The sequence below is a fragment of the Halotia branconii CENA392 genome (assembly GCF_029953635.1).
Lineage (GTDB): Bacteria > Cyanobacteriota > Cyanobacteriia > Cyanobacteriales > Nostocaceae > Halotia > Halotia branconii.
The window spans coordinates 4,375,036-4,400,628 of the sequence record NZ_CP124543.1; the positions used below are offsets into that span (position 1 = coordinate 4,375,036).

At 41.6% G+C, this 25,593-nt stretch carries 18 protein-coding genes; 8 read left to right on the forward strand and 10 right to left on the reverse strand.

All coding sequences use genetic code 11. The features are described 5' to 3' along the window. The first annotated feature begins 27 nt into the window (after window positions 1–27). On the forward strand, window positions 28–930 hold the full coding sequence (locus QI031_RS19270; RefSeq protein ID WP_281481266.1) for a hypothetical protein: 903 nt from the start codon (window positions 28–30) through the stop codon (window positions 928–930). A gap of 32 nt (window positions 931–962) precedes the next feature. On the opposite strand, the gene QI031_RS19275 is transcribed toward QI031_RS19270, so the two are convergent. The 3 genes from QI031_RS19275 to QI031_RS19285 all read right to left on the reverse strand — a co-directional run bounded on the left by QI031_RS19275 (window position 963) and on the right by QI031_RS19285 (window position 4,174). Continuing rightward, entirely contained in the window at window positions 963–1,667 is a 705-nt protein-coding gene (locus tag QI031_RS19275) for a Uma2 family endonuclease (protein WP_281481267.1), read from the reverse strand. A gap of 32 nt (window positions 1,668–1,699) precedes the next feature. Next, on the reverse strand, window positions 1,700–2,074 hold the full coding sequence (locus tag QI031_RS19280) for a LapA family protein (protein ID WP_281481268.1): 375 nt from the start codon (window positions 2,072–2,074) through the stop codon (window positions 1,700–1,702). 69 nt (window positions 2,075–2,143) lie between these two features. Further along, on the reverse strand, window positions 2,144–4,174 hold the full coding sequence (locus tag QI031_RS19285) for a GAF domain-containing sensor histidine kinase (protein WP_281481269.1): 2,031 nt from the start codon (window positions 4,172–4,174) through the stop codon (window positions 2,144–2,146). 91 nt (window positions 4,175–4,265) lie between these two features. On the opposite strand from QI031_RS19285, the gene cobN reads away from it, so the two are divergent. Both cobN and QI031_RS19295 read left to right on the forward strand, forming a co-directional pair. After that, a complete protein-coding gene (gene cobN, locus QI031_RS19290) occupies window positions 4,266–8,258 on the forward strand; it encodes a cobaltochelatase subunit CobN (protein WP_281481270.1) in 3,993 nt (1,330 codons plus the stop codon). Between the two features lie 26 nt (window positions 8,259–8,284). Continuing rightward, window positions 8,285–9,436, forward strand: a complete 1,152-nt coding sequence (locus QI031_RS19295) for a peptidoglycan-binding domain-containing protein (protein WP_281481271.1) — start codon at window positions 8,285–8,287, stop codon at window positions 9,434–9,436. A gap of 124 nt (window positions 9,437–9,560) precedes the next feature. On the opposite strand, the gene QI031_RS19300 is transcribed toward QI031_RS19295, so the two are convergent. Continuing rightward, window positions 9,561–10,016 carry a Fur family transcriptional regulator gene (locus tag QI031_RS19300; RefSeq protein WP_281481272.1) on the reverse strand — a complete coding sequence of 152 codons (456 nt, stop codon included), beginning with the start codon at window positions 10,014–10,016 and terminating at the stop codon, window positions 9,561–9,563. A gap of 774 nt (window positions 10,017–10,790) precedes the next feature. On the opposite strand from QI031_RS19300, the gene QI031_RS19305 reads away from it, so the two are divergent. Next, the gene (locus tag QI031_RS19305; RefSeq protein ID WP_281481273.1) at window positions 10,791–10,994 is read left to right on the forward strand and encodes a ChaB family protein; all 204 of its coding nucleotides are present in this window, start codon (window positions 10,791–10,793) and stop codon (window positions 10,992–10,994) included. Window positions 10,995–11,020: 26 nt separating this feature from the next. Here QI031_RS19305 and QI031_RS19310 read toward each other — a convergent pair whose 3' ends face one another. The 4 genes from QI031_RS19310 to QI031_RS19325 form a co-directional block, all read right to left on the reverse strand. Beyond that, window positions 11,021–12,460, reverse strand: coding sequence for an FAD-binding domain-containing protein (locus tag QI031_RS19310; protein WP_281481274.1), 1,440 nt, complete (start codon window positions 12,458–12,460; stop codon window positions 11,021–11,023). A 138-nt stretch (window positions 12,461–12,598) separates the two neighbouring features. Further along, entirely contained in the window at window positions 12,599–13,504 is a 906-nt protein-coding gene (locus QI031_RS19315) for a S66 peptidase family protein (protein ID WP_281481275.1), read from the reverse strand. A gap of 479 nt (window positions 13,505–13,983) precedes the next feature. Continuing rightward, complete coding sequence (locus tag QI031_RS19320) at window positions 13,984–14,283, reverse strand: type II toxin-antitoxin system RelE/ParE family toxin (RefSeq protein WP_281481276.1); 300 nt, start codon at window positions 14,281–14,283, stop codon at window positions 13,984–13,986. A gap of 3 nt (window positions 14,284–14,286) precedes the next feature. Continuing rightward, entirely contained in the window at window positions 14,287–14,520 is a 234-nt protein-coding gene (locus tag QI031_RS19325; RefSeq protein ID WP_281481277.1) for a type II toxin-antitoxin system ParD family antitoxin, read from the reverse strand. A 796-nt stretch (window positions 14,521–15,316) separates the two neighbouring features. Here QI031_RS19325 and QI031_RS19330 point away from each other — a divergent pair. From QI031_RS19330 to QI031_RS19340, 3 genes are all read left to right on the forward strand, one after another. Next, complete coding sequence (locus tag QI031_RS19330) at window positions 15,317–18,442, forward strand: zinc-dependent metalloprotease (RefSeq protein WP_281481278.1); 3,126 nt, start codon at window positions 15,317–15,319, stop codon at window positions 18,440–18,442. Between the two features lie 212 nt (window positions 18,443–18,654). After that, window positions 18,655–19,185: a PEP-CTERM sorting domain-containing protein gene (locus QI031_RS19335; RefSeq protein ID WP_281481279.1), complete on the forward strand. Its 531-nt coding sequence runs from the start codon at window positions 18,655–18,657 to the stop codon at window positions 19,183–19,185. A 339-nt stretch (window positions 19,186–19,524) separates the two neighbouring features. Continuing rightward, window positions 19,525–21,171 carry a DUF3352 domain-containing protein gene (locus tag QI031_RS19340; protein ID WP_281481280.1) on the forward strand — a complete coding sequence of 549 codons (1,647 nt, stop codon included), beginning with the start codon at window positions 19,525–19,527 and terminating at the stop codon, window positions 21,169–21,171. A 249-nt stretch (window positions 21,172–21,420) separates the two neighbouring features. Here the strand turns inward: QI031_RS19340 and QI031_RS19345 are convergent, their stop codons facing one another. Next, window positions 21,421–21,849: a hypothetical protein gene (locus tag QI031_RS19345; protein ID WP_281481281.1), complete on the reverse strand. Its 429-nt coding sequence runs from the start codon at window positions 21,847–21,849 to the stop codon at window positions 21,421–21,423. A gap of 186 nt (window positions 21,850–22,035) precedes the next feature. After that, on the reverse strand, window positions 22,036–23,673 hold the full coding sequence (gene pyrG / locus QI031_RS19350) for a CTP synthase (RefSeq protein WP_281481282.1): 1,638 nt from the start codon (window positions 23,671–23,673) through the stop codon (window positions 22,036–22,038). Window positions 23,674–23,761: 88 nt separating this feature from the next. Here pyrG and QI031_RS19355 point away from each other — a divergent pair, with 88 nt between their 5' ends. Beyond that, window positions 23,762–25,588: an N-acetylmuramoyl-L-alanine amidase gene (locus QI031_RS19355; protein ID WP_281481283.1), complete on the forward strand. Its 1,827-nt coding sequence runs from the start codon at window positions 23,762–23,764 to the stop codon at window positions 25,586–25,588. Window positions 25,589–25,593 lie beyond the last annotated feature (5 nt).

The following is a 25,593-nucleotide window of genomic DNA, read 5'->3' on the forward strand; positions in this document are numbered from 1 at the left end:
TGATTCGCTGCTTTTGGTGAAAGTTCCATGTCACAAGACAATCAGCATTCACAACCGCCTTCGTCCCGTGAACCGGAAGCGAATCAGGCTGCCCAAGCACCTTACCAGAAAGCCCAACCCTTTTGGAAGTCTAAAATTATCCAACTTCTCAAAGGGACAATTGGAGTTTTAGAAACAACGGTAGAAAAGCTGGAAACAGTACCACCGCCTGATGCAGAAGCAGCACCCGGTTTTTGGCAGCAGTTTCAGTCTGCCTGGAGTGGACTGTTAGAGAAAATCCGTTCTTTGTTACCAGCAAATTTATCGGCAAAGTTTTCAGATACAGCTTTGACGGGAATTATTGCTGTAGTTACCGTACTTGGAGTTTGGACAACTGCAACTGTTTTCACTAGTAAGCCTACTGAAATCGCCACAGTTCCCCCAGTTGAGGAAATTCCAGCACCAACACCAACAATAACTACTCCACCAGAGTCAGCAGTACCAGAAGTACAACCACCAATAGAAATTACACCGCCGCCAGAACCAGAAGCAACTCTACCACCAGAACCGGAACCAACACCGGAACTTATACCAGAACCAATACCAACCCCAACGCCGACACCGACACCAACCTTAGAATTGACACCAGAACAAACCTTGATTGCAGCTATCGAAAATCAAGTAGCAGAAATTAGCGATCGCTTTGCCTCTGGTCTGATAAAGTCAATTCAAGCTAACTTCCGCACTAGCAATCTGACTCTCAAAATTAACGACGATTGGTATACTCTCGAAGCGTCTCAACAAAACAAACTAGCTGCTGAAATCCTCCAACGCTCTCAAGAACTTGATTTCACGCATTTAGACATTTTCGATTCTCAAAATAGGCTAATAGCACGTAACCCAGTTGTGGGAAACGAGATGATTATTTTTAAACGACAAACCACAAGTTAACAGTTATCAGTCACTGTTCACAGTTAACTGGTTTAAGTACTAGGCAAATTATTAGGATCAACACCAAGAGTTCGCAAATACTGCGCTAATTGTTCTGCGCGTTGTCTTTCCTGTTGAACTTGCTCTTCTGAGGTTAAATATCTTTTATTATGTTCGTCATACCAGGATAAAATCTCTTGTTGAATGCCACCAAATACAGTTTGGCAGCGTCCAATACCCAAACCGATTTCTGGCATCCAATAAGGTTCACCGATTTGTTGTTGATAGTTCTCTTCAATTAATTTATATACTTCAAACGGCTGTTGGCGATCGCGTTGCCAAAATTCGGGATTATAAATTACATAATAAAGTACACCAAGTTTCCGATAAATTTCTAATTTCTGGTCATATTCATCCCCTGGTGTATGGGATACCATTTCTAGCGCCAGTATAGGAACAACTTGATTTTCTTCCCAAACTGCGTAGCTTTTGCGGGATTTGCCACCTTTTTTACGTTCCACCCCTAAACTCAAAAAGCCATCTGGAACTACAGGGACTTTGGGACTTACTCCTGTAGTGTGATAAACTGCCATATCTACACCAAAGAACCAATCCATTCGATTAGTCCATATTGAATTAAGTAAAAATAGCAATAGATTGGGTAGAAAATTCTGATCTTCGTTATCCACTGGTGTATCGTCAGAACAAGGTAGTTCGTCAGTTGTTGGTAAAGTAAGTTTTAGTTGATCTGACAGCATAACTACGCCGGGGATAGTGCTTGTTGCCCTAATTATAATTGGTTATCAACAGAGGCATCTGAGGGATAATTTGAAGACGTGTCTTTAGGTAAATAGTGCTGTGTTGGTGTAGGAAGTTGATGGGTTATTTCTGGAAGTTGACGATTGAGGTTTTCAATCTCGTAGTTCTGTTGGTCGATTTTTTGCATGAGTTTAGACCTCTTTCTCATACCTTTAATAGCTGGAGGTAATGAGACGAGAATGCCAAATAATACGCCAAAACTAAAGGTAATCAGAAGTATTAGCGCCATTGACAAGTCTAGCGATCGCCATATTAAAAATTGTACTGCTACGGGGGCTGAGTTTTGCAGTGCGAAAGTCACAGCTGCGATCGCAATCAATAATGCTACCAAAGTCAGTATTCGCATGTTATACCTCTACAATATAATTAGGTTGTATTTATTTTTAATTCCGCCTTGCAGTAGTACTAGCCTCTTTTACTGACTCAGCACTCTCATCTGCTGGACTGGTATCCACACAGTAAAAATTGAGCCAATCCCCACAGTGGATTCTACTTCAATTCGACCTCGATGCAGTTCTATAAGTTGTTTAGTTAAAGCTAAACCGAGTCCAGTACCTTCGTAGCGACGGCGATAGGGCGTATCAAGTTGTTGAAATTTTTCAAACAGCAATGGTAATTTTTCTTCGGGGATGCCAATGCCTGTGTCTTCTACTTGAAAAATCGCTGTGTCATCTTCCACCCACAAACGCAAAGTAACACTGCCACCTTCAGGGGTAAACTTAATAGCATTAGTTAACAAATTCCAAAGAATTTGTACCACTCGTTCTGTATCTGCTGTAAAGCGATCGCGCTGGGGGTCAATTTGTAAATCAAGTTGAAGATTAATTTGTTCGCTTGTGGCTTTTTTTAACAACGACTCTAAAGTGTTTTCAGCAATATTCGTTAAGGAAAATTCTGTAATATTTAAAACTGTCTTGCCAGCCTCAATTTGCGATAAATCGAGGATGTCATTAATCATTTCTAATAAATGTTCTCCGCTATCATGAATTGTTTGCAGATAATCGCGTTGTCGTTGACTTAATTCACCTAAAGGCCAGCGTAACAACGTCGAAGACATACCAATCACATAAGTTAAAGGCGTAAGCAATTCATGGCTAATAGTAGCTAAAAATTCACTTCTTAGACGACTAGCAGCTTCAGCAGCCAAAAGAGCATCGCGCAATGCCGTTGTGCGCTCAATCACTCGTTGTTCGAGAGTTTCTTTTTCTTCGGTAAGGATTCGTGCCGCATCCCGCAGAGATCCCATTAATTCCGATTGATGAATAGCTATTGCTAATTGTTCAGCGATTGAAGTCAGCAAGCTTTTTTCACTTTCAGTCCATTGACGTGCATCATGGCACTGATGAGCAATCAACAGCCCCCAGAGTTTGTCTTCAAACATAATTGGGGCTGCTAATTTCGCCCGGATTTGAGATTCTCTTAAAAAATTTAACAAACACTCTTCTAGAGAGTATGCTTTTTCAACATCATCTATGGCTAAAATAAATCCTTGGCGATATTTTTCCCAACACCGAGTAGCTTGCCCAAAGCATTTTTCTTTGTAATACAACACCGATGAAATAGCATCTGTAGCAAGGGCTTCATAGACAACACAACCCCCATATTCTGGAATTGGGGATTGGGGTGAAATTTGACCATTAACTGCTAACTGTTGCGTGTCTGTTGCTGCAAATAGAGAAACCTTCCCAGGTTCACTCAAAGACAAATTCTCTAACCCTTTGTTAGCAACGCACTGATTTCTGTTGACTCCAGAACCTGCAAATTTATATATAACTAATCTGTCTAATTCTAAAAACTCCCGGACTTGGGCGATCGCTGTTGCTAAAATGACTGGTAAATCTAAGCTTTTGCGAATTTGAGTCGTGACTTGATTCAGTAATCGCTCTTGGGAAATCTGTTTTTTTAGGGCATCTTCTACTGGCTGACAGACATAAACTTCAGGATTAACTTCCCTAGGAAGTGCTGTCGCTTGCTCATTTGACTGCGGCAGAAGGCATTCTAATAACAGCAGCGTGAATTGACTTTGCAGCGTGGCATCATTAGGGCGAATTAGTTGACGATAGGATTCAAGATTTTGGTAAGTAGAAGAATCACACCTAAACAAGTCTTTTAACTTTGTGAGAAAGGAAGCGATCGCCTCTGGATTAAATGTCAAACTAGCACTTAGGGCTAAGTAAGTTTCTGGTTCTCCAACTACTCTACCTATAGGCGATCGTTCCTGCTCTATATTTCCTAGTAATAATGCACTAAACCCATCAGCCACCACCAACGTAAACCTCTGCATCTGCAACTCTACAGGTATATGAATCCGCGCCACTATAGCTTCTGTGAGTATCAGAGCATTATTCCCTATTGCTTGAGCCATTTGCCTTAATAGTTCCTCCAGCTGATTAAATACAACTAAAGGCAAATTTCGAGAAAAGCTCAAATCAGAGGAACTAAGCATTTTCAATGGTCTGGTGAAAGAAGGTGGATGCTAAGGTAAAGTTTTTGGCGATCGTGTTCTAACCAAAAGTTTAAAACGGTAATACAGGATTATGCATCGTATAAGCGCTACATCAATCGGATTGAATCAGTCAGAAGATTTAGTTTTTTTATCACAAACTCCAGCTCCTGTTGTGTTTATTACGGCTGCCGATACCGATATTCAAACCTTAGCAGCTGCATTTCCCAAATTACCCGCTACATTTCCGGCATTAAGAGTGGCCAACCTGTTGCAGTTACAGCAACAAATAATTATAGATACTTACGCAGAGCAAGTTTTAGAATTTGCCCAGGTAATTATTCTACGCCTATTAGGAGGACGTTCCTATTGGGCTTACGGCTTAGAAGTAGTGCAGGAAATTGTGCAACGTAATGGTACAACCTTAATTGTAATGCCAGGAGACGATGGTCTTGATCCCGAATTGATTTCCCAATCTACCGTGCCTTTGGGTGTCGTTAATCAAGTATGGCAGTATTTCAGTGAAGGTGGAGTGGAAAATATTGTTAACTCTTTGAAATTAATTGCTGATACTTGTTTAAAAACTTCATTTCATCCCTCACTACCCCGGTCTGTTCCTCGTGTCGGTTTATATGAATGGCAAGGGAAAGCAGAGGAACAGGAGAGCAGGGGAGCAGGGAGCAGGGAGCAGGGGGGCAGGGAGCAGGGAGCAGGGGGGCAGGGAGCAGGGAGCAGGGAGCAGGGAGCAGGGGGGCAGGGAGCAGGGAGCAGGGGGGCATCTTCCTCTTGTTCAAAAGTCGGCATTCTCTTCTACCGCGCTCATTATCTGGGAGGAAACATTAAAGTAATTGATGCTTTGTGTGCAGCCTTAACTCAGAGAAACTTACAACCTGTGCCAGTATTTGTTTCTTCATTGCGTGACCCCGTTGTACAAGAAGAATTGAGTGAGTTGCTTCAGCCTAAAGATTCAAAGCAAATTGCAGTGCTGCTAAATACTACTAGTTTTTCTCTAGCGCGGTTAGAAACAGAAACGCCCCAGACCGATTTGTGGGAAAAATTAAACGTGCCTGTTTTGCAGGTAATTCTCAGCGGTGGTTCAATTGAGCAGTGGGAGGTACAGTCACAAGGGCTTTCTCCCCGCGATATTGCGATGAATGTGGCACTACCAGAGGTAGATGGACGGATTATTAGCCGCGCTGTCTCGTTTAAGGCGGTACAAACCCGAAATCCTGACTTAGAAACAGATGTAGTAGTTTATGAACCAGTCAGCGATCGCATTGACTTTGTAGCTCAACTGGCAGCAAATTGGGCGCATCTACGCTCTAAATTACCCCAAGAACGGAGAATTGCTCTAATTTTGGCAAATTACCCCAACCGCAATGGTCGCCTTGCCAATGGCGTAGGACTAGACACTCCAGCTAGTTGTGTAGAAATTATTCAAGCTTTGCAAGCTGCTGGGTATTTGGTGGAAAATCCACCCATCCAAGGAGATGAGTTAATTCAACGCCTGACTGCTGGTGTGACTAATGATCCAGAAGGTAGGGAATTACGACCAGTACAGCAAAGTTTGTCTGGTGAGGATTATCAAAAGTATTTTGCTTCTTTACCAAAAGTAGTGCAGCAGGAAATTAGTGAGCGTTGGGGAGATTTCAGTAAATCTTTCTCCCCTGCCCCTTGGCCACTGAGCGAAGTCGAAGTGCTGCCCCTCTGCCCCCCTGCCTCCATTCCCATTTCTGGGATTCAACTCGGTAACGTCTTCGTGGGTATTCAGCCAGCACGAGGCTATGATCTTGACCCCAGTTTGAATTACCATGCGCCGGATTTAGTTCCAACTCATGATTATTTAGCTTTTTATTATTGGGTAAGGGAATGTTTTAACGCTGATGCTGTTGTACATGTAGGCAAACATGGAAATCTAGAATGGCTACCCGGTAAGAGTTTGGCTTTATCTAGTCATTGTTATCCCGAAGTAGCATTTGGAGCGCTGCCGCACCTATACCCGTTTATTGTCAATGATCCCGGTGAAGGTTCACAAGCCAAGCGCCGCGCTCAAGCGGTGATTATTGATCATCTTACGCCGCCAATGACACGGGCAGAACTTTATGGATCTTTGCAGCAGCTAGAAAATTTAATTGATGAATATTATGAGGCGGAAAGCTTAGATCCTTCACGTTTACCAGCAATTCGCGATCGCATCCGTGAACTGATTATCCAAGAAAATCTTCACCTTGATTTAGGTATTGAAAATGAAAACGACATTCTCAAGTTTGAATCTCTAATTTTGAATTTTATCGGTGGCTATCTTTGTGAATTGAAAGAAGCCCAAATCCGCGACGGATTGCACATTTTTGGACAATGTCCTCAAGGAAAACAATTACGAGATTTAATAGTAGCGATCGCCCGTATCCCCAACCGTTATTCTATAGGTATTACCCGCGCCTTAGCCCAAGATTGGGGTTTAGACTTTGACCCCCTCACAACAGACTTCAGCACTGAATTATCAGCAGATAATTTAAAAATTTTATCTGCAAAAACTCAGCACCCCTGTCGCACCGTCGGGGATGCCGTTGAAATTTTAGAAGAACACGCAGCTTTATTAGTAGAACAACTCATCAGTCAACCTTCCCCCTGCCCCCTGCCCCCGGTCACTGAGCGTCTTGTACTGAGCGAAGCCGAAGTAAGCCGAAGTGCTGCCCCCCTGCCTCTTGCCCTCGACTGGATCAAATCCAAACTCCTCCCTGCTTTACAACAAACCCACCAAGAAATTACCAATTTATTGCGTGGACTTGATGGTAAATATATCAAGAGCGCTCCATCTGGCGCACCTACACGCGGGCGACCAGAAGTCATACCTACTGGCAGAAATTTTTACTCAGTTGATATCCGTGCCATCCCCACAGAAACAGCTTGGGATGTCGCCAGAAAAGCGGCTGAAAACTTAATTGAATGCTATACCCAAGAACATGGTGAGTATCCCAAAACACTAGCATTATCATTATGGGGAACTGCCACGATGCGGACTGGTGGTGATGATATTGCTGAGGCTTTGGCTTTGTTGGGTGTGCGCCCTGTTTGGGATGGTGCAGCACGACGGGTAGTAGATATTGAAATCTTGCCACTATCGATTTTGGCACGCCCCCGTGTCGATGTCACCTTGCGAATTTCTGGGTTTTTTAGAGATGCTTTTCCTAACTTAATTGATTTATTTGAGCAAGCAGTAACAGCGGTAGCAGCTTTAGATGAAGTTTTGGAGTATAATCCCCTCGCGGCACAAGTTCGTCAAGATACTGATTTTTGGATGCAACAAGGTTTAACTTCTCAAGCGGCTGAAGTGCGATCGCGTTATCGGGTTTTTGGTTCTCAACCGGGTGCTTACGGTGCGGGACTTCAAGGCTTAATTGAATCACAAAATTGGACAGATGACGAGGATTTAGCTCGTGCCTACATCAACTGGAGTTGTTACGCTTACACAAGTGCTGATGCTAATCAAGGTGTTGGAGGTTTAGTGGGAAATGCTGCACCAGAAGCATTTGAGCAACGCTTGGCACAGATGCAAGTTATTTTACACAATCAAGATAACCGCGAACACGACTTGCTCGACTCTGACGATTATTACCAATTTCAAGGAGGTTTAACCGCAGCGGTACGTTCTGTGCAAGGTAAAAATCCTCAAACCTATTTTGGTGATCATTCTCTTCCTGCTCAACCACGCATTCGCAAACTCAAAGAAGAAATCGCACGGGTGTATCGTTCTCGCGTAGTTAATCCCAAATGGATTGCGGGTATGATGCGTCATGGCTACAAGGGTGCATTTGAAATGTCCGCAACTGTAGATTATTTATTTGCCTACGATGCGACAGCCAAATGTGTGGAAGACTACATGTACCAAGGCATAGCACAGGCTTATCTGCTTGATCCAATAGTCTCGGAATTTATTCATCAAAAGAATCCCTATGCTTTGCGTGACATTGCCGAAAGATTATTAGAAGCATCTCAGCGCGGTTTATGGGAGAATGTAAATATACTGATGTTGGAAACTTTGCGGAACTTAGTACATCAAGCTGAAGCAACGATCGAAGAAACATAATAAAACAAGTGATTTAGGAAACAAGCATGGATAGTATTGCGTATTTGCACTTAGCTTTCGCCCATGAAAATAGCGAATCCAATGAACTCGTCTCTTTAAGATCTTTGTTAAATCAAGGAGATGCACCAGACTGGAAACGGCTTTCTAGTAAGGCTTGGAGTTGTATGCTACCCCTTGCCCTTACCTTGTCTATTCTCAGTTCTGTCGGTAGCGCCTTAGCATTGGAAAGAGGTGATCAAGGCCCTTCTGTCAAGAATTTACAACAAAAATTGCAACAAGCAGGTTTTTATCAAGCTCCCGTGACCCAAGTCTATGACTTTAATACAGAAGATGCTGTCCGGCGTTTTCAAAAAGCCAATGGCATCACAGTTAATGGCATTGTGGGAACAACTACCTTACAAAAATTAGAAGCTTGGCGCACACAACCAATCACTAACCAAATTCAGAAAATCAGTAATACCAATACACAGCCTAAAAAAACCACTGTTCCTAGCACAACAACCAAAAAAACTACTACTGCTAATTCAGTAACCAGCAAACGCCGTAATCCTGGTTTACTTGTCAAAGGTGACGAAGGCGAAGATGTGAGAACTCTGCAAAAACGCTTGCAAGTTGCAGGTTTTTACTACGGTAATGCCACAGGCATATTTGGGCCAATCACTGAAGAAGCTGTGCAAAAGTTCCAAAAGGCTTATAACTTAGATGTTGATGGTGTTGTCGGTCCTGCCACACTCAGCAAACTACCACCAATTGGTGTTGGTGGAGAAGATACTCCCACCAAACAAGTTGTTGACAAAGATAAACTCACTATAGGCGATCGCGGCGAAGCAGTGAGAGTTTTACAAGACCATTTAATCCGCGCAGGATATTTAGAGGGAGAACCAAACGGCTACTTTGGTCCCTATACTGCTGATGCTGTACGGAGATTTCAAGCAGCTAATTACTTGGCAGCTAGCGGTGTTGCTGGCCCTACTACCAGAGGTAAGTTATATAACTTAGTTAAGACTGCTTCCAAGAGTGAGTTTAGTGTTCTCGAAATTCAAAGACGACTACGAGACAAGGGCTTTTATAAAGGCCAACTCAACGGTGTCATGGCGGACGACACGAAAAAAGCGATTAAGCAAGCCCAGGAATACTACGGCATCAGCCTCAGTGATATTAGAAGCGGAAGCTTTTAACATCCGCTTCGGTTTGATTACTACAAGTCTTCAATTGGTTGCTTACCTCCGATAACAATTAACAGGAAATTGCTCAAATTATGAGTTGACTTGAGTAACTTTGCTTTGTTATCTTTCCCAGGTGCTAGAGTGGCATTATTGCCCGCTGGCACTTGGGACACACTGCATGAATTGTCATTTGGCAATCAAGCAGGTGAAATCCTTCTTTTTGAGCAGTTTTCGCACCTATCTTTAAAATAGAGTCGTTTTTGAACTCAATAGTCGTGTTGCACTTTACACAAATCAAGTGGTGGTGGTGATGAGGATAAGGCTGGTTAATTTCGTAATGTTTATGACCTTCTCCCAGTTCTAGCTCCCTTAAAATCCCCATCCTTGCCATCAACTTCAGTGTGCGGTAGATAGTTGAAAGGCTAATACCTTCACCTTCACCTTCTAATCGATGATAAAGATCCTCGGCACTAAGATGTTGACCTTGCGGAAGTTCTTGAAAAATGTGTAGAATCGTTTCGCGCTGGGGAGTTAAACGCCAGCCTCTCTCGTTTAATTCTGCCTTGAGTGAAGTATTTGTGTAGACAGTCATACTAGTTTTTCTCAACAAAGCCTGTTAGTTGAGAATATAACAAATGTTTTGAGTTGTTTGCAACAAACATGACTTATTGAGAATTTTTGTTAAGCTCTCAAGAATAATCAACAAAATATAAATAAGCGGCGTTGCATAAATGCGGGATGAATTGAGCTTGTTCACCAATAGTAAACCTAGATTTTTCGCGCCTTTGTGCCTACCCTGCGGGTTGTAAAAGAATTAAGAGAGGTGTATTTAGGTCTCAATCTGGGAAAACATATTCAGCAAATTTTAACGGTTCCCTAAATATATTTAAGAAAGGTAGTTGGGGATTCTATCTTTGATAGAAACTCAATAGAGAGGCTTGTAGTTAGCCCAGTCAGGTTTATACCTTACAAAGTTAGAAATATTTGATTATATTTCAGGACTTACGCACAGACTACGATTTCACGTCATTACGAGCAAAGCGTAGACGCGTTAGCGGCTTCTCGAAGAGTAGTAATCGCAAAGACCTAGTTTTTCGTTATGAGTGCGTAAGTCCTATATTTTTAGTAACTATGTTAGGGACTTGCATGAAAATAAAGTACCAGTAAACCGAGTTTCGACTGCGCTCAACTCTCGACGGTTGAGGGTTGAGTTTCGACTGCGCTCAACTCTCGACGGTTGAGGGTTGAGTTTCGACTACGCTCAACTCTCGACGGTTGAGGGTTGAGTTTCGACTACGCTCAACTACCGCGCAGTCGAAACCCGGCTGGTTGGGACACTATTAACCCGCAGATCCCTTACTGTAATATGCCTTATCAAAAAATTGATGATTTACCAGATTCAGTAAAAAAACACTTACCTAAGCACGCTCAAGAAATTTTTCAGGCTGCGTTTAACAACGCTGAAGAAGAATATGGTGAAGAAGAACGTGCTTTTCGTGTTGCTTGGAGTGCAGTGAAGCGCGACTATGAAAAAGGTGATGATGGACAGTGGCACAAAAAGCCAGAATAATTGCTACATTCCCAAGCCAAGATTCTTTAACTAGTAGATGCTTTTTGCTGCTGATAAAGCTGTTTAAACTGCTTTTGTTGTTTTTTATGATCCACAATTGGCTCAGGGTAATCAATACCGTGACGCTCCAGAGGTGGAATTTTACCAGTTACTAAATATTCTGTATCCATAGAACGTAATTCAGAAACCCATTGTCGGATATATTCGCCTTCTGGATCAAACTTTTGGGCTTGACTAGCTGGATTAAAAATCCGCACGGGTTTAGGATCCATTCCACTAGAAGCACTCCATTGCCAGCCGCCATTATTTGCAGATAAATCGCCATCAATCAATTTCTGCATAAAATATTTTTCACCCAGTTGGGGATTTATTAACAAGTCTTTAGTTAAGAAACTGGCGACAATCATGCGACAACGGTTATGCATCCAGCCAATTTCATTTAATTGGCGCATAGCTGCATCCACAATGGGATAACCTGTTCTCCCTTCGCACCAAGCCTGGAAGTTTTCTTCGTTAGTTTCCCAAGGAAAGTTCTTGAAGGTATCGCGGTAAGCACCCTCTGCCAATTCCGGGAAATTATACATTGCCTGTTGATAAAATTCTCGCCAAGCTAGCTCTTGTTGCCAAGTACGAATACCTGCTTGTGCTTCTTCACTACGGCTATTTTCTTGGGCTGCAATTGTGGCTTGCCACACAGTCCGAATGCCAATAACGCCAAATTTCAAAGCTGCACTCAGTTGTGATGTGCCATCAACGGCTGGAAAATTCCGCTGTTCTTGGTATTCAATAATTGCTTGATTAGTAAATTCTTCTAACCTCGATTGTGCTGCTGCTTCTCCTGGTGAAATAACTAACTCTCCATCCCAAATAAAGCCTAAATCTTTCGCGGAGGGTAATTCAATTGCTCCTGCTTTTTGGGCAGTTTCCTGTTCTGCTTTAGTTAATGCTTCAGTATTTTGTAGAGTTTCTACTGATTTAGCTTTGGGTTTACTACTCCAATTTTTCCAAAAAGGCGTGTAAACAGTGTAAGGACTATTATTACCAGTGCGAATTTCTTCTGGTGAGTGGAGAAGCTGATCCCAGTTTTGGGTAAGAAACTCAATGCCCTTTTCTTTTAGCGTATCAATAATGCTGCGATCGCGGATTTGTGAATAAGGTTCGACATCCCAATTCCAAAACACAGCTTTAGCATTCAATGCCACAGCTAAAGCTGGTATTGCTGCGATCGGATCACCATGTAAAATTAATAATTGGCTGCCCGCTTCAGCATATCGCTGTTGTAGTATCTGCAAGCAACCAATCATATAAGTCATTCTGGCTGGGGCAACATCATCCCGTTCTAAAATGTTGGGATCAAGGCAAAATACGCCCACGACTTTAGGACTCTGCTCTCTTGCTGCTGCTAGTCCTGTATTATCAGAAATCCGTAAATCGCGGCGATGCCAAAACAAAATTAAATCAGACATTTGAGATTAAATATAGTTCGCTTGTACTAAATTATATATTGGGCATGGGGCATTGGGCATTGGGCATGGGGCATGAGATGAAGTCTTACTCCCCCTGCTTCCCCTGCTTCCCCTGCTTCCCCTGCTCTCTTCCCTTCCCTACATGTTTATACTTAAAACACCTTGATCGGCATCTAAGGTTGCCAATACACCTACTGGTAATGCTGCATTGGGACTACCGTGACCGAAGGGCAAGTCTGAGACAATAGGAATATCTAAATTGCCCAAGCGATCGCGGAGTACTTCCTCAACACTAAAGCTAGGTATGTTTGGCGGTGCTTCGCATCTAGTGAAGCTTCCTAAAGCAATACCCCGGACTTTTGCTAAAGCACCGCTTAAACGCCACTGAGTTAACATTCTATCAATGCGATAGGGTGCTTCGGTGACATCCTCCCATGCCAAAATTACCCCATCTAAATTTGGCTGTATGGGTGTAGCTAAAAGATGAGTAGCCACGGTCAAGTTACTCGGTAATAAAATGCCACTAACAACGCCTCCACCCCACGCACAACCTTTAAGAGGTGCGAGAGGACGACCTTCTAATAAATCAAATAATCGCTGAATTGACCAATCTGGTTCATCTACCAAAGTAGTGAGTACGGGAGCATGAACACTAGAAATACCCGCAGCATAAAGACTCCATAACAGCGTAGTGATATCAGAAAAACCAATCAGCCATTTGGGAATTATGGGGTTATTTAAAGACTGCCAACTCCAATCTTCTAAAATGCGGGTACTGCCAAAACCGCCTCTGGTGCAAAGGATACCGCGACATTCAGGATCTTGCCAAGCTGCGGCTAATTGTTGGCGACGATTTTCATCTTTTCCGGCTAAATAGCCCCATTTTTCGTCTATATTGGGGATAACCTCGATTCGATAACCATGCGATCGCCAAATTTCTAAACTCCGTCCAAACGCCTCAAATTCTCGCAAAGCACCACTAGGGGCAATTACTCTTAATAAGTCACCAGGTTGCAAGGATGGGGGTAAGATTTTGGATTGCATGAATAATTGGCTAATAGTTTAATTTATTTTTAACTTTTGACCTTTTATATCATGCCCGTTTGATTACTTAGTTATTTCTACAGATGTGATATTTAGATCTAACTCAACCCCAATTCTTGCTTTAACATTTCTGGCACATTTACAAAAAGAAAGAGAACAGGGAAAAGAAGCAGGGGAGAAGAGGACAAGGGGCAGGGAGCAGGGAGAAGAGGACAAGGGGCAGGGAGCAGGGAGCAGGGAGCAGGGAGAAATAGGTAATTTTTCTTCATCCCTGATCGCTAAGTTTAGCCTGAGCGTTGGTTGCTAAGTTTAGCCTGAGCGCAGCCGAAGGGCGCAGTCGAAGTAAAAGCCCAGTTTAAAAAAGATGTTTTTTGGGCGTTGCATAAATGCAGGATGAATCGGCGTTTGAAATCATTGATAATTCGTTTTGAATTGGGCTGAATCATCCCATGATTCAGCAATGCTAGGTTGTCTTTGCGTTAATCTTTATTGAAATGAGACTCTATATCCATGCGGTCGTGCAAAATGCGAACGATATCAATATATTCGTCGGTTTCCCGATAAAATATCAAATGTCGTCCAATATGGTATTTCCGATATCCTGGGCTAATCTCATCACAAGCACGTCCTTTGTGTGGATTTCGTGCCAAGATTTGAAAGCAGTCGTCCAACATAGTAAGATAACGGTTTCTTTGCTCAATTCCCCACGTTTTTTGAGTGTAACGACCGATTGATAGTAAGTCCTGCTTGGCTAATTCAGTAAGGCGAAATAATGACATGAGCTATTCACGGTCAAGTTCTGCAAGCAATCCTGAGAGAGAATAGTCAGTAAATCCGCTGTTTTCCCCTTCTGTTAAAGCGCGTTGCAAAGCGGCAAGCTTTATTTCTCGCTCTTCTAACAAGCGCAGTCCAGCCCGAATTGCCTCACTGGCACTGTTGAAACGTCCGCTTTCGATCTGACTGGCGATAAACGCTTCAAAATGCTCCCCCAAGGTAACACTTGTATTTTTTTGCATACAATATCCTCTTATATAATACCAATATATAATATTTGTTGGTATTATTCCAGTGCTGATCGACAAATGTACTTTTTTGTGCTTTTAACCAGAGATAAGTATTTTGGCATTGCATAAATGCGGGATAAATCGGCGCTTGAAATCATTGATAATTCGTTCCGAATTGGGCTAAATTATCTCATGATTCAGCAAAGCCCAGCGACTTTAACTTTGATATTTCTTGCAACCATAAAGCAATAGCATCATTTTTCAAAAGCTGCCAAATCTGAGACAAATGAGACATTTCTGTATCTTTTTTTACTATTTATCTAGTATTTTGTCAAAATTTTTCTAAAGATTTATGTTTACCCGGTTGATTTTTAGAGACTAAAGAGAAAAACATAAAGTAATATATATATTCTCGGTTGAGAATTTATTGCCTAAAGCTCAAGGGCAGGTGTAAGGAGCTTTTTGTCTTGGTGAAACCAAGTTTTAGCTTAAATATTTGTTCATTTTTCAGTGGAATCAACTATTTGGCACTATTCTAACTAGACTGCTATATTTTTCCCAGCGACTCTATAAGTCTGAATTTTAAAATCAGACGTAATGTTTGCTACAGTGCAACTTTTAGGAAAGATATTACAGTAAAACAGCGCCATTAAGCATAAAAATCTCGGCTAAAACTTAACTCAAAAGTCTCCCTTTAATATCAGTTAGTTAGGAGTATTTTTGAGTTGGCTATATTAGATGAGATTAAGATACTTTAATTTGGCAAAAATTAAAAACTAACTAGTGATCTTTATCAGGGATGGGATGAATGAAGAGAGTAACTTTTTATGTAATTTTATTGCATAGTTTATTTTTAGGAATATCAAATGCTAACGCTAAGTCACTACCTAATAACAAAATCAATACAGTTTTGTCTACTAATCAAAAAGCAGAAGAACAGAAGTGCTTTCGTTCACAAGAAGAGAAGTTGCCAAGAGTGAGCAGCACTGTGGGAGGGCTTCCTTCTAAGCAAAATTCTTTAAAAGATACACAAGGGACAGGGACAAGGTTAATTACATCTTTTCCCTCTGCCCCCTGCCCCCGGTCACTGAGCGCCCTTCGACTTACTTCGACTACGCTCAGTACAAGTCGCTCAGGAGCCGTAGCCGAAGTGCTGCCCCCTGCTTCTTCTCTATGGGTGATTAATCACGATCAACAACCACAACAACAGCCTTTTACTTGGGTAGTTAAAGATACAAACAAAGCAGGACAGCAACCATTTTTGCAAACTGAAAACACCACCATTAAATCGCAAAGTAAGCCTAATACAAATAAGAAAACTCCAAAAAAGGATGACTTAGAAGAATTTGACGAAGTAATTAAAGATACTAAAAAACAGGGGGGACTTTTTACTCTCTATCGTAATCAAGAAAAGAATAAAATATATTTAGAAATTAAACCAGAGCAGCTTGATAAAAATTATTTAGCCACGGCAACGCTAGAATCGGGCATTGGTGAAAAAGGTATTTACAGTGGGATGCCATTGCAAGATTTTTTGTTTTATTGGCAACGGGTAGATGACAACTTACATTTTGTTGTCCGCAATGTAAATTTTCGCACCCGTGACGGTGATCCCCAAGCGCGATCGCTAGCTCGGTCTTTTAGTGATTCTGTTCTTTACAGCATTCCGATCAAAAGTATTCATCCAGAACGTAAAACTCTGCTGGTTGACTTGGGTGATTTGCTACTTAAAGACTTGGCTGGATTGTCTTTAAGTTTAGGTATTTCCGCCAGTACAGACGATTCGTATTTTGGCAATGCTAAAGCTTTTCCCCAAAATTTAGAAATTGAATCGGTTTTGAACTTTTCCAACAGTAGCGGTAGTAAGAAGGATATCCCAGATTTTGCCGTCTTAGCTGACGGACGCGGCTTTACTTTACGCGTTCATTACAGTCTTTCTGAACTTCCAGACAACGATTACCGTCCGCGTTTGGCTGATGAACGTGTTGGTTATTTCGTTACTGCTTACCAAGACTTAACCAAAGACGATCGCAGCGATCCTTTTGTCCGCTACATTAATCGCTGGAATTTAGAAAAACAAAACCCGAAAGCAGCAATTTCTCCACCCAAAAAACAGATTATTTTCTGGATTGATAATGCTGTGCCACTTGAGTACCGCGATGCCATTAAAGAAGGGGTACTGATGTGGAACAAAGCCTTTCTCAAAGCCGGATTTAAGGATGCGATCGAAGTGCGCCAAATGCCGGATAATGCTACATGGGACCCCAGCGATATTCGTTACAACACAATTCGTTGGATTAACACAGTAGACGGTTATTTTGCGATGGGGCCATCCCGCGTTAACCCATTGACTGGAGAAATTCTCGATGCAGACATTCTTGTAGATGCTAGCTTTGTCCGGGCATTAAAAAGTGAATATCGCCAAATTGTCCAGCCTAACCAAATGTCAACCCGCACTTCTTTATCGGCACTAATGCAAAATCGTCTGCTTTGTGCCAACAGTTTAGGTGACAAAGAGAACAAAAATGAAGAAGAGGAACAATCAGAATCAAAAAAATTGTTTCCTCAGTTATCTAAAATGGCCAGTGAGTACGATTTATGCTATGGAATGGAAGCTGCAAATCAGTTTGCCTTTGGTTCTATGGCAATGACACTACTGCAAGATACTACAGCTAGCCAAGACGAACTCAAAGAATATATCCATCAATATTTACGGTTAATTATTGCTCACGAAGTTGGACACACCTTGGGTTTACGTCACAACTTCCGTGGTAGTACCCTGCTACCACCGCAAGAGATGAATAACACTGAAATCACCCGCGCCAAAGGTTTGACTACTTCGGTGATGGATTACATTCCGCCAAATATTGCACCTCAAGGGACAAAACAAGGAGATTATTTTCCTAATATGGTGGGAGTGTACGATGACTGGGCAATTAAGTACGGTTATATACCAACTCAAGCAACAAGTCCCATCGCCGAAAAGCCCATCTTACAGGAAATTGCTGATCAATCTTATAATCAGCCTGAGTTAAGTTATTCTACTGACGAAGATGTGTATGACCTTGACCCTACTGCGGATGCTTGGGATAACAGTAGTAATGTATTGCTGTATTCTCGTTGGCAGTTGGATAATTCGCGGTTGATGTGGGAACAACTTAATAAACGTTTCCCAGTAGCAGGGGAAAGTTATAGCGATTTGAGCGATCGCTTTAGCACGGTCTTAAATAGCTATTTTCAGCAAATATACTATACAAGTAAGTATATTGGTGGACAAAGCTTTCACCGAGTTAAGCCTAGCGAAGCATCATCAAGCAAAGCACAACAGCAGCGATTACCCTTTGAAGCAGTTCCCGTAGAAGAACAACGGCAAGCATTAGAGACACTGCAAAAGTATATGTTTGCAGAGGGTGCATTAAACTTCTCGCCAGAACTACTGAATAAATTAGCACCTTCACGTTGGCGACATTGGGGTACTAGTCCACAGGTTGGTCGGTTAGATTATCCCATTTCTGAATTGATATTATTCATGCAAAGTTCAGTTTTGCGGGATTTACTCTCAGCCGATCGCCTCTTCCGCCTCAAAGATATCGAACTTAAAACTCAACAAGGTGAAGCACTCACACTACCAGAATTGTTTGATACTTTGCAAAGTGGAATCTGGACAGAGGTGCTAAAACCAAAAGGCGAACCGCTGAAAATTACCAGTATGCGACGGGGTTTGCAACGCGAATATTTAGACCTTTTGTCATCAATGGTGTTGCGGAAAAAGTATGTACCCGAAGATGCCCGGACTTTAGCGTGGTATAAACTAGGACAATTAGACGATAAACTCAAGCAGGTTAACTCCAGTGATGAGTATACTAAAGCACACATTTTAGAAACACGCGATCGCATTGATAAAATCTTAAATGCTCCATTACGAGGGAATTAATTATTAATTTGTAATTCGCAATTAAGAGGGTACAGAGCTAAAAAGTGCTGTGAAATTTTGGTGCTATGTTTACCTCTGATTAAATTCTGCTTAAACTTGGGATTTTAAGTTTAGCTGACCGCAAGTATTGAGGAAATTTCACTTTGCAGTCAAGAGTATGGCCTATTTCCCTCTAAAAGCGATCGCAGAAATTTATCTTGAGGAAAGTTAACATGAAACTAGTTCCCAAATTAACACTAGTTGTTACTAGTTTGTCTTTGAGTTTTAATGTTGTTAGCCAACAAGCAGCTGATGCTGCAATTATTAATTATGATTTCACTGTAAATAGTTCTTTAGTGAATGGTAGCGGTTCTTTCAGCTTTGATGACTTGACTTTCAATAATGAAGCCATTCCCACAGCACCAGTTCAGCAACTAAATTTTGCGTTCAACAATGATCCTCAAACTGTTTATACAGAGAAGGATGATATTGACTATCCAATTTCACTAGGGCCTGTTGTATTTGCCAATGTGGTAGGTAATTCATCTATCGGCTTATCATATTTATTTAACAACAAATCTGATGCTTCCATAAGTTACGAAATTGCCGGATATGATTTTATTGTCGGCAATCAAACCTTCAGCGATGCAGTCTCCTATACCTCTGTCCCTGAACCTACAACCTGGATTGGTCTTTTCAGTGTTTGCAGTATTGCTTGGCTGATGTCAAAAAAAGTTAAATCAGCAAAAAATAATCAAGCTTAACCTTTACTAATAAATGTACAAAAATTTTACCCAAATCTGGGAATTGGGTACATCACAAGATCCAATTAATTAGGATCTTTTTTTATATGATTTCAGGTGAACTGAGTTATTTTTTGATATTATCTGTTGAAGTTAAATATTAATTTATTGTCTTTTAATTTTAGCAATAGAATCAAGATTTAGGAGTAGTTGAAGCGCTGCGAAAGCCAGTCTATAAACTGGATTTATCTCCTTTCGCTGCTTCCCTCTTGACAAAAGTGCAATTAGCTTAATCTCTCACGAATGATCAATCCTCTACACTACAGTAGAGGACTTAATAATCAAAGGACAATTACTAGAGTGAATAGGCAACGCTCATTTTTCAATTTCTTAGTAGCTAGTGCGATCGCTGTGCTAATATTTGCGATCGCTGGCTGTTCCGGGAAAAGTCCAGTTAACCTTGGTGCTTCTACTACTGGGCCTAATGCTGCTATATTCGTATCTAAGTTGGCTCCTGTAATGGTATCATTATTGACTAATCCCGACCAGTTGCAGGCTTGGGAGCGTGAAGAAGAATTATCTAAACTCAAAACCAGTTTATTAACTAAGAGTGGTATAGATTACAAACAAGATATTCAACCTTGGTTAGGCAACGAAATTACACTGGCTGTCACCACTTTAGACATTGATCGTGACTTTGAAAACGGCAAGCAGCCAGGGTATTTGATGGCATTAGCAACCAATAAACCAGAAAAAAGTCGTGAGTTTGTAGAATTGTGGTTTTCCAAGCAGGTATTGGCTGGAGGCAATTTAGTTGTTGAACAATACAAAGGTGCAAAATTGCTCTATGACAATTCTCAACCACAGCAGGATTTACTTGTCGGTACAGTTGTAGATGGTTTTGTGTTGTTTGCCAATGATCCTAAAGTGCTGCGAGACGCAATCAATAATGTCCAGGTTCCCGATCTCAATTTAACCAGTTCACCTCAATACCAAAAAGCCACTCAAAAATTGCCTCAAGGATTGATAGCGGCGGCTTTTCTTAATCTCCCTATCATTGCTCAATGGCAAGAGTTAGAGCTACCAGAACCGACATATAATAGCGAGATTATTGCCTTGACTTTGAACCCCAAGGGTTTACTCGCAGAAACGAGTTTTCTGACTTCATCGGCAACTGTCACCCCATCCTCGCTACTCTCTAAACCTGTAGATGCACTGCAATATATCCCAACTAACGCAAGTTTGGTAATTGCTAGTTCTGATTTGAGCGATCTAGCTAACAGCAATTTAGCCAAACTTTGGACACAAATAAAAACAGCTATATCTGGTTCTAAAACAGATATAATTTCTAGAGTGGTACAACCCTTGGCAAAATTGCAAGAAAGCCGAAACATTAACTTGCAACAAGATATCTTCAGTTGGATAAAAGGAGAATACGCCCTAGCATTGTTACCTCGTGAAGGTCAAACAACTCCTGATTGGATGTTTGTAGTAGAAAAATTAGAAAATGTAGCAGAAGGGATTTCTCGTTTAGATGCGATCGCCTCATCTAGTGGACTCAGTAATAGTTCCCTTAATCTAAATCAGCAAAAAATCTCTGCTTGGATAGAGTTAACTGCTGCTACACAACAGACTGAACCTCAAGATCGACCAAAATATGCCGTGGAAGCAAAAGTCCAAGGAGTGCATACCACCCTAGGCAATTATGAAATTTTCGCCTCCAACTTGGAAACTTTGAATGAAGCGATCGCAATCAAAGAAAATTCCTTAATTAAAGATCGCAATTTCCAAAATAGTATCGCTGCTATTCCCCAACCAAATCAGGGTTACGTATATTTAGATTGGACAAAGAGTCAAGATTTATTAGAACGCCAGCTACCAATTCTCAAGCTAGTAGAAGTACTAGGGAAACCATTTTTTAACAATCTGCGATCGCTAACAGTCAGCAGTTACGGTAGTGAACCAGGAACTCTCAAAGGCGGTGTTTTTCTCGAACGCCATAAATAAGTAGGGTCTGCTGAATAGCTTTAAAAGTCTTGTCATGTAGGCTTTTGGGCTATTTTTTGAGAAAAAAGTGCAAGAGAATAAGGGTATAAGGCTTAAAAACCTTTTGCTTTTACCAATACCTAAATTTCGTATTTTAGCAGCAATTTTTATGGCAAAGTCTAAATCTCTTTTAAAAAACCGAATTACGAATTACGTAAAGCCTGCGGCATAGCTGCGCTTAGAGCGTAGCGGGGCGTAGCCCATTATCAATTACGAATTATTTAAAGAATATCCTGTAGTTTTCTGAATAAATTTTAAAATTTTGTGATATGAATCTGGATTACTCACAGGGTTGATGATAATCGGAATCGTCCCATCAGGCAACCAAAAAGTTATCCTACCATTAGATTCTTGACAAAAAGAACTAATGCAAGTGAGATTAATTACATATTCATTTTTTTCATACAGAATTTTTACCCAGTAGGCATTCTCTATTTCCAATTCTGTAACGCATTCTAGATAGTCCAGCACCTTTTGATAATCTTCTATATTACTTTGGGGGTTAATCACAACAGGAATAGCACTATCAGGCAACCAAAAAGTTACCCTGCCATTCTTTTCATAACAAAAAGCATTCACACGGTCAAAGTTTACTACATATTCTTTCCTCTCGTAAAGGATTTTCACCCAGTACGCCACAACATCTCCTTAAGTCCAAAGTTTATGAAAGATAGGCACCCTGTATATCAAAAAATTTCTTAAGTCTCAAGTTAATGTTGCTGTCTGCCTCTACAGGCAACGGTTTTGTGTCAGAGTAAAACCCCCATTACAAAACGTAACTGTGAAGTACGAATCCGCAAACGCCATTACGAATTACAAATTAATTTAAGATACCTCCACGGGTGTTTGCAAGCCGGATGTTGAATGAGTTCTGCTAATCGCAGCTGCCATAAATCCTTTAAATAAAGGATGTGGGTTGCTGGGACGCGATTTAAACTCTGGATGAAATTGACAAGATATAAAGAAGGGATGTTGGGGATATTCCACAATTTCCACTAAGCGTCCGTCAGGAGAAGTCCCACTAATAAGATACCCAGAATCTAATAACATCTGGCGGTAATTATTGTTGAACTCGTACCGATGACGATGCCGTTCTTTAATTTCCTCTTGTTGATAAAGCTTGAAAGCGAGGCTGTTGCGAAGAATATTACAAGGATATACACCTAAACGCATTGTGCCGCCTAAATCAACCACATTTTGTTGATCTGGTAACAGGTTAATTACTGGATAGTTGGTAGAAGGGTCAAATTCAGAACTATTAGCATTGGCTAGTCCTGCTACGTTCCTAGCCCATTCAATTACGGAGCATTGCATTCCTAAGCATAAACCTAAGAAAGGAATTTGACGATCGCGGGCATATTTAATGGCGGCAATTTTGCCATCTACTCCCCGAATCCCAAAGCCTCCTGGGACAAGTACACCGTCTACACCCGCCAGATAAGTTTCGACTGCTTCAGTTTCTAAATCTTCGGAATTTATCCAACGGAGGCGTAAATCTCCATAAGTGGCAATTGCTGCATGGCGCAATGCTTCTACAACTGAGAGATAGGCATCACTTAAGCGTACATATTTACCAACAATGGCAATTTCCACAGTGTACTTGGGACTATATAACCGTTCCACCATCGTTTGCCAACGCGTTAGATTTGGTTGGCGCTGTTCCATCTGCAACAATTCCAGCGCTTGCTGTGCTAGTCCTTCCCGTTCTAAAATTAGCGGTACTTCATAGATACTGCTGGCATCTTGGGCAGTAATCACACATTTTTCCGCTACATCGCAAAATTCTGACAATTTATGTTTTAATCCTAGAGGGATCAGGCGATCGCTGCGACAAACTAAAATGTCTGGTTGAATGCCAATAGATCTCAGTTCTTTAACAGAATGCTGAGTTGGCTTGGTTTTCATCTCGCCAGCAGAGGCAATCCACGGTACTAATGTGACATGCATATACAGCACATTTTGCCGTCCCACCTCCTTACGTAACTGGCGGATAGCTTCCATAAACGGCAGTGACTCAATATCTCCTACCGTGCCGCCAATTTCTGTGATTAATACCTCTGGTTGAGTATCTTTTGCAACTAGTAGTATCCGTTCTTTAATTTCGTTGGTGATGTGGGGAATAACCTGCACTGTGCCGCCATTGTAGTCACCGCGACGTTCTCTATTAATTACCGCTTGGTAAATTGAACCTGTGGTGACGCTGTTCAACCGCGACATGGAAGTATCGGTAAAACGTTCGTAATGTCCTAAATCTAAATCTGTTTCAGCACCATCTTTGGTAACAAACACCTCTCCATGCTGAAAGGGACTCATTGTACCTGGGTCAACGTTAATATAAGGGTCGAGTTTTAAAATCGACACCGAATAATCTCGTGATTTGAGTAAACGTCCCAGACTTGCTGCTACAATGCCCTTGCCGATACTGGAAACCACACCCCCAGTCACAAAGATAAACTTAGTCATATTTAGTTGGAATTTTTAGCAACTTCTCAAAACACATCTCGTCATTGTGCCACACTCAACTGTGGTGAAATTTTTTTGGGCTTTTGCCGTGAAAAAACTTTTAGGGTTAGTAATATCAGGCTATATAGTAGTTACCTCCTCCGTAGCATTGGCAGAATCATCTGTGTTAGTCGTTTTTCCTCAGACAAACTATCAGACAACTGCGGAAAAAATCTTCTTTCTTGGTAGTGCGCCACCGAATGGTCAGGTTTTCATTAATGGTAAGCCAATAACTCGTAGCCCTGCCGGTTATTTTTCCCCCAGCTTACCATTGCAGTTAGGAGAGAATCTCTTTACTGTACGTCACCAAAATCAAGAAATTCAAATTAAGGTGATTAGGCTGTCTACTCAGCCTGAGTTACCACAAGGGTTAGGCTTTGCTAAAGGTTCTTTAACTCCAGATACTGACATCGCCAGACTACCTGGGGAATTAATTTGTTTTAAAGCTATTGCACCCCCTAATGCCAGTGTATCTGTGAACCTGGCTAATCAAACTATTGCCCTTCTACCCCAACCTCAACAGGCGCAATTACCAAGTAATTCGGCAGCTCTCACCGGGCAGAATCGCCCTAATGCTCAGTCTTTTGCAGGCAAGTATGAGGGTTGCACTACAGGCCAACAACTCATTTCTCAAACCCTGATTTACGGTAATAACATCACCTCTGGTGCTGTTGTGGCAGATGCAACTAAAGAGGTAAATCTGGGAACACCTCAGTTTCGACTCACACTCAACGGTAAGACGACAACTCAACCTGGGGCTGGTAAAATTCAAATTCTCTCACCTGCACAGTTACCAGTTGTTGAAGTTGTAGCAGATGCAGGAGTAGCACGCACTGGCCCTAGTACCGATTATTCTCGACTTACCCCACTGCCTCAAGGAACTAGGGCAGCAATTACAGGCAAAGAAGGTGAATGGTTACGCCTAGATTACGGAGCCTGGATTAATAGTAAAGAGACTCGCGTTCTGACTGGTGCTGTTCCGCCACGCACAATTATTCGTAGTGTCGGATATCGTCAGCTTCCTCAAGCAACGGAGATCATTTTCCCTTTACAAGTTCCTGTACCTGTCAGCGTGCAACAAGGTGATAAAAATTTCACCCTCACACTTTATAACACTACTGCCCAAACAGACATTATTCGTCTTGATGATGACCCCTTAATTTCTCGATTAGATTGGCAGCAGGTGACTCCGGAACAGGTGCAATACACTTTTAACCTTAAAAAAGCTCAACAGTGGGGATATAAACTGAGATATGACGGTACAACCCTGGTTTTGACTTTGCGTCATTCACCCCCAATCGGGCGTAAAAGACAAAAGCCTTTATCTGGTATCAAAATTGTACTTGATCCAGGGCATGGTGGCAAAGAATCTGGGGCTAGTGGCCCAACTGGGTATTTAGAAAAAGATGTCAATTTGGCTGTATCGAAGTTGGTACGGGACAATTTGGTACAGTTAGGGGCAACGGTCGTGATGACCAGAGACACCGATAAAGATGTCTCTTTAGCAGAGCGTCAGGCAATTATCAATCAAGAAGAACCTGCGATCGCAATTTCGATTCATCATAATTCCTTACCTGACAATGGCGATGCGGAAAAAACTAAGGGATTTGCCGCTTTTTGGTATCATCCCCAAGCCCACAGCCTAGCGATGTTTCTACATAATTATGTAGTCAAAAAATTAGGTAAACCTTCCTATGGCGTGTTTTGGGATAACCTAGCGCTAACACGTCCTAATGCTGCACCATCGGTATTGCTGGAGTTGGGCTTTATGAGCAACCCTAATGAATTTGAGCAGGTAATCAACCCATTAGAACAAAAAAAGATGGCAAAGGCGATCGCTCAAGGAATTACTGAATGGTTTGGCAGTGTACGGTAAAATTT

What these genes read in the sequence shown, in the direction of transcription:
- QI031_RS19270 (WP_281481266.1), top strand. Translation starts at nt 28, where the DNA reads ATGTCACAAGACAATCAGCATTCACAACCGCCTTCGTCCCGTGAACCG.
- QI031_RS19275 (WP_281481267.1), bottom strand. Translation starts at nt 1,667, where the DNA reads ATGCTGTCAGATCAACTAAAACTTACTTTACCAACAACTGACGAACTA.
- QI031_RS19280 (WP_281481268.1), bottom strand. Translation starts at nt 2,074, where the DNA reads ATGCGAATACTGACTTTGGTAGCATTATTGATTGCGATCGCAGCTGTG.
- QI031_RS19285 (WP_281481269.1), bottom strand. Translation starts at nt 4,174, where the DNA reads ATGCTTAGTTCCTCTGATTTGAGCTTTTCTCGAAATTTGCCTTTAGTT.
- cobN (WP_281481270.1), top strand. Translation starts at nt 4,266, where the DNA reads ATGCATCGTATAAGCGCTACATCAATCGGATTGAATCAGTCAGAAGAT.
- QI031_RS19295 (WP_281481271.1), top strand. Translation starts at nt 8,285, where the DNA reads ATGGATAGTATTGCGTATTTGCACTTAGCTTTCGCCCATGAAAATAGC.
- QI031_RS19300 (WP_281481272.1), bottom strand. Translation starts at nt 10,016, where the DNA reads ATGACTGTCTACACAAATACTTCACTCAAGGCAGAATTAAACGAGAGA.
- QI031_RS19305 (WP_281481273.1), top strand. Translation starts at nt 10,791, where the DNA reads ATGCCTTATCAAAAAATTGATGATTTACCAGATTCAGTAAAAAAACAC.
- QI031_RS19310 (WP_281481274.1), bottom strand. Translation starts at nt 12,460, where the DNA reads ATGTCTGATTTAATTTTGTTTTGGCATCGCCGCGATTTACGGATTTCT.
- QI031_RS19315 (WP_281481275.1), bottom strand. Translation starts at nt 13,504, where the DNA reads ATGCAATCCAAAATCTTACCCCCATCCTTGCAACCTGGTGACTTATTA.
- QI031_RS19320 (WP_281481276.1), bottom strand. Translation starts at nt 14,283, where the DNA reads ATGTCATTATTTCGCCTTACTGAATTAGCCAAGCAGGACTTACTATCA.
- QI031_RS19325 (WP_281481277.1), bottom strand. Translation starts at nt 14,520, where the DNA reads ATGCAAAAAAATACAAGTGTTACCTTGGGGGAGCATTTTGAAGCGTTT.
- QI031_RS19330 (WP_281481278.1), top strand. Translation starts at nt 15,317, where the DNA reads ATGAAGAGAGTAACTTTTTATGTAATTTTATTGCATAGTTTATTTTTA.
- QI031_RS19335 (WP_281481279.1), top strand. Translation starts at nt 18,655, where the DNA reads ATGAAACTAGTTCCCAAATTAACACTAGTTGTTACTAGTTTGTCTTTG.
- pyrG (WP_281481282.1), bottom strand. Translation starts at nt 23,673, where the DNA reads ATGACTAAGTTTATCTTTGTGACTGGGGGTGTGGTTTCCAGTATCGGC.